9 protein-coding genes are annotated in these 10790 nt (G+C 42.3%); 4 read left to right on the top strand and 5 right to left on the bottom strand.

Going from position 1 to position 10790, the window contains the following annotated elements; genetic code table 11:
* Positions 1 to 206 precede the first annotated feature (206 nt).
* Both P8O16_RS12860 and P8O16_RS12855 read left to right on the top strand, forming a co-directional pair.
* Entirely contained in the window at positions 207 to 617 is a 411-nt protein-coding gene (locus P8O16_RS12860) for a hypothetical protein (RefSeq protein ID WP_300315565.1), read from the top strand.
* Between the two features lie 59 nt (positions 618 to 676).
* Positions 677 to 1789, top strand: a complete 1113-nt coding sequence (locus tag P8O16_RS12855; protein WP_300315562.1) for a DUF6544 family protein — start codon at positions 677 to 679, stop codon at positions 1787 to 1789.
* Positions 1790 to 1857: 68 nt separating this feature from the next.
* Here P8O16_RS12855 and P8O16_RS12850 read toward each other — a convergent pair whose 3' ends face one another.
* The gene (locus P8O16_RS12850; protein ID WP_300315559.1) at positions 1858 to 3222 is read right to left on the bottom strand and encodes a sulfatase; all 1365 of its coding nucleotides are present in this window, start codon (positions 3220 to 3222) and stop codon (positions 1858 to 1860) included.
* A gap of 414 nt (positions 3223 to 3636) precedes the next feature.
* Between P8O16_RS12850 and katG the strand changes: the two genes are divergently transcribed.
* The gene (gene katG, locus P8O16_RS12845; RefSeq protein ID WP_300315567.1) at positions 3637 to 5853 is read left to right on the top strand and encodes a catalase/peroxidase HPI; all 2217 of its coding nucleotides are present in this window, start codon (positions 3637 to 3639) and stop codon (positions 5851 to 5853) included.
* A gap of 178 nt (positions 5854 to 6031) precedes the next feature.
* Here the strand turns inward: katG and P8O16_RS12840 are convergent, their stop codons facing one another.
* The 4 genes from P8O16_RS12840 to P8O16_RS12825 all read right to left on the bottom strand — a co-directional run bounded on the left by P8O16_RS12840 (position 6032) and on the right by P8O16_RS12825 (position 9185).
* A complete protein-coding gene (locus P8O16_RS12840; protein ID WP_300315556.1) occupies positions 6032 to 6883 on the bottom strand; it encodes a sugar phosphate isomerase/epimerase in 852 nt (283 codons plus the stop codon).
* Between the two features lie 84 nt (positions 6884 to 6967).
* A complete protein-coding gene (locus tag P8O16_RS12835; protein WP_300315554.1) occupies positions 6968 to 7984 on the bottom strand; it encodes a ThuA domain-containing protein in 1017 nt (338 codons plus the stop codon).
* Positions 7985 to 8109: 125 nt separating this feature from the next.
* Positions 8110 to 8310 (bottom strand): hypothetical protein, encoded by a 201-nt coding sequence (locus P8O16_RS12830; protein WP_300315551.1) that lies wholly within the window; start codon positions 8308 to 8310, stop codon positions 8110 to 8112.
* Positions 8307 to 9185 (bottom strand): phytanoyl-CoA dioxygenase family protein, encoded by an 879-nt coding sequence (locus P8O16_RS12825; protein ID WP_300315548.1) that lies wholly within the window; start codon positions 9183 to 9185, stop codon positions 8307 to 8309. The genes P8O16_RS12830 and P8O16_RS12825 overlap by 4 nt, the downstream gene beginning before the upstream one ends.
* A 177-nt stretch (positions 9186 to 9362) precedes the next feature.
* Between P8O16_RS12825 and P8O16_RS12820 the strand changes: the two genes are divergently transcribed.
* Positions 9363 to 10787, top strand: coding sequence for a Gfo/Idh/MocA family oxidoreductase (locus P8O16_RS12820; protein WP_300315545.1), 1425 nt, complete (start codon positions 9363 to 9365; stop codon positions 10785 to 10787).
* The last annotated feature ends 3 nt before the right edge of the window (positions 10788 to 10790 follow it).

Raw genomic sequence — 10790 nt, 5'->3', positions numbered from 1 at the left:
GGTCAAAACCGTTTATTTTGACCTAATTTAGTACCCGTTAAGACCGCAAGAAAGCGATTGTCACTGGCTGTCACTTCTAACTTATTTGGCTACTGGTGCATTTGCGGATATACATATTTGTAAATTAAGGATATAAGATTTACAAACATCATCGACCTAAATTTTAGGACGATTGATGCTATTTATCAATAATAACTAAAGAAATCATGAAAAATATCGGTATTTGGATCGACAAAAGTGAAGCAAAAATCATCACCCTTGAAAATGGAAATGAACATCTTGAAACTGTTACTTCTGAGGTTGAAGATTTTCACATAGGAGGAGGAAGCGGCACCAAATTAAAAGGTGGCCCACAGGATGTAGTCCAAGATAGTAAGTATTTGGAGCGTGAGAAGCATCAATTAGCGAACTTCTTTGAGGATCTAATCAAGTATATCGAAGCTGCTGATGCTGTGGTGATTTTCGGTCCAGCCGAAGCAGGAATGAAGTTAAGCAAGGAATTAGCCGAAAAACACCATCTTCTGGTTAGCAAAATAAAGTCTGTTGAAAAAGCTGATAATATGACTGAAAACCAATTGACTGCTTGGGTTAGAGATTATTTTAAAGCTGATAATTAATCTCTTGGAGAGAAAAACTAATCCCTCTTCAATCGATTTCCCAAAAACCCTAGATACCTATGAAAGTATTTTTATGGATTTTCTTCGGTATACATGGATCACTCCATTTCCTTGGATTTCTAAAAGCTTTTGGACTAAAAGATATAAATACACTGACCTTTCCCATCTCCAAAACAATGGGAAGCCTATGGCTCCTTGGAGGGGTATTGATTCTAACTTTTTCCACTTTACATTTCTTCGCCATAAAGAATAGCTGGACGATTGGGATCCTTGCATTGATCATTTCTCAATGCTTGATCTTTGTCTTTTGGGAAGATGCAAAATGGGGATCGCTACCTAATATTATTCTTCTTTTCACGGTCGCTTTCGCAATGGGAAATTCATTCTTTGGGTCAAAAATAGCGCGAGAAAGATCCGAGATACTGGCTGCAACTATTTCAGACGAAGTTGAGGTCTTTTCAGAAGAGGAGATCAAAAATCTCCCAAAACCCGTAAAAAATTGGCATCTGGCTTCTGGGGCAATTGGAAAACCAAAAGCAAGAAATGGCAAACTAAACCAAGTGGCTCAAATGAAGATGAAACCAAACCAAAAAGATTGGTTTGAGGCCAAAGCCCTTCAATATACGGTGGTCGATCCACCTTCTTTTAATTGGGCAGTAGATTTGAAAATGAATCCCATCATGTGGATCGAGGGAAGAGATAGCTTTAAAGCCGGAAAAGGCGAAATGCTGATCAAATTGAATTCGCTGATCAACATAGTAAATGCCAGTGGTCTAAGAATTGATGAAGGTGCTTTACAGCGGTTTTTGGGAGAAATGGTTTGGTTTCCCTCTTTGGCTATTAGTCCTTTTGTGAGTTGGGAAGAACTCGATGAATTAAGTGCAAAAGCAACCATGGAATTCCAAAACACAAGAGGTAGTGGAACCTTTTACTTTAATGAAGCTGGAGATTTTGTAAAATTTATAGCCTTACGATTTCAAGGAGATGATCCCAATGCAGCACGAAAAGAATGGATTATGACCGTAGAGGAATACGCATTTTTCGAAGGAATCAAAGTTCCTTCAAAGATGAAAGCAACTTGGAATTTAGAACAAGGAGAATGGAATTGGTTAAAATTGGAGGTCAAAAACTTAGAATACAACCAACCTTTCACTTCTCAGATAGACAATTAGAAATTAAAATATCTCGACAAACTTTCAGGAATTAGGATTAAGCATTCTCTCAATTAATCACGCTTTCCTTACTCCATTTTGGCCTTTAAATATCCGGCAATTTTTTGTTCCATCTTTCCACGAAGCTCTTTGAGAATTGCTTGGTGCGAAGGATCAGAAGCCAGATTATTGATTTCCATAGGATCCGCCTCCAAATCATAAAGCTCCTCATGTTCGGGATCGTTGATATAACGGAAATACTTCCAGCGCTCAGTACGAATGGCTTCACTAGGCGCGATAATATCCACTTGCCATAGATGCTCAGTAAGAAATTCTTTTCGCTTTGCCAGCTCTTTGGACCTTAGGCTAGTCCCCTGCCAGGAGTCAGGACTTTTGACTCCAGCAAAATCCAGAATAGTTGCCGGAACATCAATGTTCAAAGCGAAATCTGTATTCCTTTTCCCTCCGGTTTGTCGAGGATCATAGACGATCAGTGGGACTCTTAGGGAATTGTCATACATCAGCCACTTCCCTGCTAGCTGCCTTTCTCCCAAAAAATACCCATTATCTCCCATGAGGATGATAACTGTGTTTTTATCCAGTCCTTTTTCCCGCAAGGCTTCTCGGATTTTCCCGATTTCAGTATCTACCTCAGAAATCATCCGAAAATAACCCTTGACACTGTGCTGATACTTTTCCGGAGTATCATATCGCCAATGCCATCTAGTTCGGTTTTCACCAGTTCGTACATATTCGGGTTGCGCGAGAAAATATTTATCGTCTTTGAGTAAGGGGTCTGGAACAACTAGATTTTGGTACATCGTGTCGTATTCAGGAGACCAGAAATACTGCAACTCTGCGGGATCATGAGCATGTGGAGCAGAGAAACTTAAAGAAAGCATAAAAGGCTGTTCGGAAGAAGCGCTTTCTATGAAATCAATCGCCTGTTGACTGGTATAGCGGGTCAGGTGAACTGTATCTTTCCCAATAGTTTTGAAAAAATACCCCCTTCGATCCGTGTACATACCATTCCGATCATAGTCTTCTCCTTCATCAAACAATTCAGAAAACCCAGGATAATTCACTCCAAACTTTCCGAAAAAACCAGTCTTGTAGCCCGCCTCCCTAAGTTTAACAGGGTATGATTGGTCAATGTAAGGCTGTTTAATATTTCCTTGGCCAAAGGTGTACCCATGAGTTCGCTCATAAAGCCCAGTAAGTAAACTAGCGCGGCTTGCTGCACAGATTGGTGTAGTCACAAAGGCATTTTCGAAGTAAGTTCCTTCCTCAGCCAAGCGATCCATTTCCAGGGTTTGAATCATTGTATTTCCCGCGAAACCTAAAGCATCCCAGCGCTGATCGTCAGTGAGAATGAAGATGATATTAGTTTTTTTTTCTTGCGAAAATGCAGAAATGGAAAGATTTAAAAGCAGAATGGAAAATAGAATTTTCACGTGACAGGTCTTATAGTGATAGACCTAATCTACCAAAAAAGGATGGAATCTGCTGTCCTGTGGTTTCTGTCAAAATTCAAAAAACAATCTCGATTTAAAAAAAGATTAAGATATAACCAAAATAGGATTTTGATCATGTAGATTTCACTTCCCCCTTACAATCTAGGCTTTTAAGCGATTTTTGGTGACAAAAATCAAGTATACTGCCATTTAAGTTTTCTAGGAGAAGCAAACCAGTTTTGGTAATTTTATAATCATTTAGAATCCTTAAAGACTCATAGGAATTATCTATGGAAAAAGGATTTCAATACCCAATCCTTTTAGGTAAATTTACTTTTCAAGAAAAAATAAATCTCAAGTAATATGGATAACAATCAAAACCCACATTCAACGGACTCCTCTAAATCTTATGACATGAATGGTCATGGAGGTTCAAATGGTGCCGAAAAATGCCCTTTCATTGGAGGTACACTGGCGAAAGCTGCTGGTGGAGGAACCTCAAACAGAGACTGGTGGCCAAATCAGTTGAAACTTAACATTCTTCGTCAGAATTCTTCGCTTTCCAATCCTATGGGAGAAGATTTTGACTATGCTGCAGAATTCAAAAGCCTAGACTTGGCTGCAGTGAAAAAAGATCTGGCTGATCTAATGACTGATTCTCAGGATTGGTGGCCAGCAGATTTCGGTCACTATGGACCATTTTTTATCAGAATGGCTTGGCATAGCGCAGGAACCTACAGAATTCAGGATGGCCGAGGAGGTGGTGGATCAGGAACGCAGCGTTTCGCTCCACTCAACAGCTGGCCTGACAATGGAAACTTGGATAAGGCTAGATTGCTTCTTTGGCCAATCAAGCAAAAATATGGTAAGAAACTTTCTTGGGCTGACTTGATGATCCTTGCAGGAAACGTAGCCTTGGAAACAATGGATTTCAAAACATACGGATTTGGCGGTGGACGTGAAGATGTCTGGGAGCCAGAAGAGGATGTGTATTGGGGATCAGAAACTGAATGGCTCGGAGACAAGCGATACACTGGTGACCGTGTACTTGAAAATCCACTTGGAGCTGTACAAATGGGTCTTATCTATGTAAACCCTGAAGGACCAAACGGGAATCCAAATCCTTTGGCATCAGCTAAAGATATCCGGGAGACTTTTGGCCGAATGGCTATGAACGACGAAGAAACTGTTGCGCTTATTGCTGGTGGGCATACCTTCGGTAAAACTCACGGTGCTGCTGATCCTAGCAAATATGTGGAGCGTGAGCCTGCAGCTGCAGGAATCGAAATGCAAAGCATGGGATGGAAAAACAATTTTGGAACCGGAAATGCAGGTGATACAATTACTTCTGGCTTAGAAGGAACTTGGACTACTACGCCTACCAAATGGAGCAATAATTACTTCGAAAACTTGTTTGGTTACGAATGGGAATTATTCAAAAGCCCAGCTGGTGCTCATCAATGGAGACCAAAGAATGGTGGTGGCGCCGGAACCGTTCCGGATGCACATGATCCTTCCAAGAGCCATACGCCAGTTATGTTGACTACAGATATCGCATTGCGTGAAGATCCTGCTTATGAGAAAATCTCTCGTAGATTCTTTGAGAATCCTGATGAGTTTGCAGATGTTTTCGCAAGAGCTTGGTACAAGTTGACGCACAGAGATATGGGACCAGTATCCAGATATTTGGGTCCAGAGGTTCCTTCCGAAGAATTGATCTGGCAAGATCCAATTCCTGCTGCTACCTATAAAATGATTGATGCGGCTGACGTTGAAGCGCTCAAAGGAAAAATTCTAGCTTCAGGGCTTAGTGTTTCTGAATTGGTTTCTACCGCTTGGGCTTCTGCTTCCACTTTCCGTGGATCTGACTTTAGAGGTGGTGCTAATGGAGCAAGAATAAGACTATCTCCTCAGAAATATTGGGATGCCAACAATCCTGCTCAGTTGACCAAAGTATTGGAGAAACTTGAATCTATTCAAGGAGAATTCAATGCAGCACAGACTGGCGGAAAACAAGTTTCACTTGCTGATTTGATCGTATTGGGAGGCTGTGCCGGAATTGAGCAAGCTGCTAAAAATGCTGGTCATCCTGTAACCGTACCGTTCACTCCTGGTAGAACTGATGCTTCTCAAGCTCAAACTGATGTAGAATCTTTTGCAGCACTTGAGCCATCTGCTGATGGATTTAGAAATTACTTCGTGCCAAAACACAAAGCTTCTGCTGAAGAGATGTTAATCGATAGAGCGCAGTTGATGACTTTGACTGCTCCTGAGATGACTGTTTTAGTCGGTGGTATGCGAGTTCTTGACACCAACTTTGATCATTCCAAATATGGCGTATTCACTGAGCGTCCTGGTTCTTTGACAAATGATTACTTCGTCAACCTTTTAGATCTTGGTATCTCTTGGAGTGCTGCTGACAAAGGTGAGCATGCTTTCCTTGGAAAAGATCGCAAGACAGGACAGGTAAAATGGACTGGTACACGTGTAGACTTGATCTTCGGATCCAATTCCGAACTTCGTGCGATTGCTGAAGTTTACGGATGTTCAGATGGACAAGAAAGATTTATCAAGGACTTTGTAGCCGCTTGGAACAAGGTGATGAATCTTGACAGATTTGATTTAGCTTAATTAAGCTGATACTATTTAACACAAAAGGTGGTTTCGAAAGAGACCACCTTTTTTATTGATTAGTTTTTTTACTCCTATTCTTTGACGTTTTAGAGCAGGACATATCCAATTATGAGCTGGATGCCAGATCTTGTCAAAAAGATTCAATGACAAAGTTTAAATTAAGGAACTTACCTGATTAACCGTTGTACTTCAATAATTTTTCCTGAATTAGCTTAAACCCATTCTCGGCCATATCCCAAGGCTCGGAGAAATTCCGCCACACCCCAATCGAGTTGGCAAAATCAGGATCATTTCGAGTAAACCCTTCGATCGTCAGCCATCCCTTGTAATTCACTTTGGCTAAAGTGGCAAAAGTCTCATCAAAGTCCACATGACCCGAACCTGGAGTACCTCTATCATTTTCTGAGATATGAAAATGCCCTAACCTAGGTGCGATAAATTCAATGGCATTCCCCATTTTCTTCTCTTCCATATTGGCATGATGGGTATCAAACATCGCCTGTACATTGGGATGATTGACTTTGCCTAGCAAATAATCAAGCTGCTCCATAGTGTTGCAGAGGTAGCACTCGAAGCGATTGAGTGCTTCCGGAGTCATGAGAATTCCTAGTTTTTGAGCGTAGTCAGCAGTTTCGTGAAGCACTTCAGCGGACCATTTATATTCATCTTCGAGAGGTGCACGAGACGCAAAAGTCGCAAATGCCGAATGAAAGGGTCCACATAAAACCTGGGAGTTCAGGTCTGCAGCCCGATCAAGCACCCATCGCAATTTCTCTTTTGCCTTTTCTCGCACTTTGGCATCGGGTGAAATCGGATTTTCATCAGGTCCCATGACCGTCACGGTAGTTACTTCCAAACCAATTTCTTGGCAATGTTTCCCTACGGATTTGAAAGCTTTCTCTTCCCAAGGCCCTACAAAAAATTCTGCTCCATTGTAACCGATGGATTTTAATCGGTCAAGAATCGGAAATAAGTCTTCAGAAACTACTGCGGACCAAGCCAGTACATTAAATCCTATTTTATTCATCGTATTATTTTGTCAACGGACCACAGTCCTCAGTCGACAGCCGCAAATCGGTGGACTGTTGACCGTTGACTGTTGACCAAAATTTCATTTAAAATCGGCTACTTTCATTCCCTTCCGAAAGGTATCAAATCCAAACATTGTCGGTTTATATTCTCCGACAATTGCCATATTCAATTCCGGCGTAATCGTCTCCGACATTCCCAAAAGCCAAAAGGAAGCATTCACCACCAGTCTTCTCAAGTCTTCACTTTGGAATCCCATGGAAGAACCCATCGTGGACGCAAAGGCCATTCCCTCTTTTCCTCCCTCAATTTGATAGGGTTTGGTCCATGCGATTGGCATGACTGATTTTTCCCAGATCGGCGCTGCTTCTGCAGTCATTCCGGCAGTGGATTGTCCATAAATCAAAACTTCCGCCTCCTCGGGAAGACTTTGTATCCCATATACATCTTCTGGAACCCAGATATCATTGACGCCTCTAAGGATAGGATGATCATTCATTTGTTGCACACCGTCGATTAGTGATCTTGAACCTTCTTTGGCATGGATGCCATGATGATTGATCCAAGTTTCGCCGAAAATCCGCTTGCCAAATCCCTTCTCCCATCCAGCTTCTTTCCCATTCCACGTCCACTTGGCAAAAGGAGATGTTTTGTCTTTTTGGTAAGCAAACCCATGAGTGGAAGTTCTCAGACCGATGATTGGTTTTCCTACTTTCAAGAAATCCTCGATATACTTAGTTTGCGCGTCAGGAAGCTCTCGGAATCGAATCAGCATGATCATCAGATCTGCAGATTCTAAATTTTCGAGTCCCGGAATATTGTTTTGATAACTTGGCACCACATCTCCTGTACTTGGGTCGATGGGAAAAAGCACCGTTGTCTTAAATCCATAGTGCTGAGAAAGGAGTTTTGCCATCATTGGCATAGATTCTTCAGAGCGATATTCATCATCTCCGGCTACCAAGACGATATGCTTCCCTTTTCCTGGACCTTCCTTTCCCTCAAATTGAAGAAATGTAACTCCATTCTGGGCAAAAGTAAAAGTTCCACTCAGGGCTAAAAAGAGGAACGCACTATAAATTTTCTTCAAACAATTCATAGGGTTAGTTTTTTGGGTTGATCACTTGTTGGTCTAATATAATCCAAATTGACAACAGGCTCGTATGGAAATCCGGATTTTTAGAGAAGACATTCAATTAATAAGAACCAAAATCTTGCTTGGCTTCAGCCTTCGGCAACATTCATGTCTTGACGAAAGGATCCATGATTTATTCTTTTATTCTTCGCCACCGTTCGTGTTCTCACGAAGGGAATCAAAGGTTTATTCTCATAGACTAGATTTTTGTATTCAAAAACAGAAATCAACGCTATTGGATCTCCTTCGAATCCTCCGCCTCGGTTTGTGTCTCCACAAACCGAAATCAAATCTCCTTCGGATCGAAAATAATCGGAAAGAATTTCCCTTGCATTTTTTCTCCTTTCGGAATTACAGGCACACCTTCCAAAAGCGGTTCATCCGTATCAGATACTGTCCCATCCGCAAAGACATTCAGCACAAAAGCTTTGCGCGAGCGTGGAGAAAAATTCGCAAAACTTCCGTGCACCAATAGCGGGTGATGAAATGCAGCGTGTCCTGCTTTTAATGGAATAGCTACCGGTTTGAAATTCGCTTTTTGCTCAGCTGTCATCATCGCCATCAGACCATCCATTTCTCCTGCCAAAGCGGGCTTATCCAAAAGCCCCCAGCGATGTGAGCCAGGTACGTATTGAAGGCAACCATTTTCTTCCGTCGCATCATCCAGCCCGCACCAGCAGGTCAGGTGCTGCATGGCCACTGTCCTTGTCCAATAGCTGTAATCCTGATGCCAAGCCACATTTCCCCCATGGTGCGCAGGCTTGCAAAACAACTGATCATGCCAAAACCGAACCGCCCGATCTCCGAGCAATTGTGAAGCGGCCATTCGGAATGCAGGATTCCAGATCGCATCATGAAAAGGTGCTGCCAATCTCCAATGACCGAGGGAATGAAAAAGTACTTTATTCGGATCACCAGATTCATTGCTGTGAAACTCATGAAACAAATGATGGAGTGGATGTTCAGGATCCATGACCTCGTCTAAGGCATTTTTCAAAGCCTCGATTTGGGCTTCATCTAATAATTTGATACCTGCCAAATAGCCATTTTCATTAAAAAAATCGATTTGCTCTTGGCTAAGACGATACTGCTCCCAATCTGCTTTGGTTTTGGGTTGCGGAAAAAGTTCGGAAACAGGTAAATGGAAATCAGCTAGGTCTTGCATGATGTTGGGGTTTAGAGAAAATTAAGATAAAAAAAGAACTCTATTTAAGCTATCGAATAAATGTCTTCGGTATCGATTCCGTTGATTTATAGCACTTGCTTACTGATTCTAATTTTTCATTCCTAGATTAGAATAGCAAATAAATACTTGATTGCTCCATCTCAAAATAAACCCTTAATGAAAACCAATCGAAGAAACTTTCTCAAGACCGGAGCGACTGCTGCCATGAGTCTTTCCGTACTGACGCTAATCTCTCCCAATGTCCTAGGCAAGCCAATGGGCTATGTGGCACCGTCTGACAAAGTCAATCTTGCCTGCATCGGAATCGGTAATCGTGGAGCGGAGATCATCAAAGAACTTCATAAGACTGGACTTTGTAATGTCGTAGCCATATGCGATGTGGATATGGGGGCCAAGCAGACCCTTCAGATTATGGAGATGTTTCCTCAGGCCAAACGCTTTCAGGATTTCAGAAAGATGTTTGATCAGATCGGAGGTGAATTTGAGGCGGTAAGTATTGCCACACCGGATTTTTCACATTTTCCGGTGACTATGATGGCATTGGCCGAAGGAAAGCATGTCTATGTAGAAAAGCCGATGGCTCGGACTTTTCAGGAAGTGGATTTGATGATGGCGGCAGCGAAGAAATACCCTCAACTGGCTACGCAAATGGGAAATCAGGGGCACTCAGAAGGAAATTATTTCCAATTCAAAGCTTGGCAAGATGCTGGAATCATCAGAGATGTCACCGCTATGACTGCGCATATGAACAGCCGAAGACGATGGCATGGTTGGGACACCAATATCAGTCACTTCCCAGCTGCAGAGCCTATTCCAACCACGATGAATTGGGATGTGTGGACTGCGCAAGCTCAACCGCATGATTTCAACAAGGACTTTCACAATGGCCAATGGCGCTGTTGGTATGACTTTGGAATGGGTGCATTAGGAGATTGGGGAGCGCATATCATGGATACGGCACATCAGTTTCTGGATTTGGGTCTTCCAAGTGAAATCAATCCGACCAAACTTAGTGGTCATAACATGTTCTTTTACCCTACCTCTACGACTTTGGAATTTAAATTCCCAAAGCGAAACGAGATGCCTCCAATGACGATTACCTGGTATGATGGAATGGATAATATCCCTGCTGTACCAGATGGCTATGGGGTATCCGAACTGGATCCAAATATTCCACCACCAAGCAATGGACAGATCCAACCTGCCAAACTGAACCCAGGAAAAATCATTTACAGTAAAGAGTTGACCTTCAAAGGCGGCTCACACGGTAGCACACTTTCTATCATTCCTTCAGAAAAAGCAAAAGAATGGGAGTCCAAACTTCCTGAAGTTCCAGAAAGCCCTTCCAATCACTTCGCCAACTTCCTAAAAGCTTGTAAAGGCGAGGAAAAAACCAGATCTCCATTTGAAATTGCAGGACCACTCAGTCAGGTATTCTGTCTCGGGGTGATGGCCCAGCAGATGGGTACCAAGTTGGAGTTTGATCGGGAGACTCGCCAAATCACGAATAACCCACTCGCCAATCAAGTCTTGGCAGGAATGCCACCGAGAAAAGGTTGGGAGGAGTTTTATGTGATTTAGTGA

The organism is Algoriphagus sp. (assembly GCF_029254265.1).
Lineage (GTDB): Bacteria > Bacteroidota > Bacteroidia > Cytophagales > Cyclobacteriaceae > Algoriphagus.
This window is presented reverse-complemented; position numbering and strand designations above follow the sequence as displayed.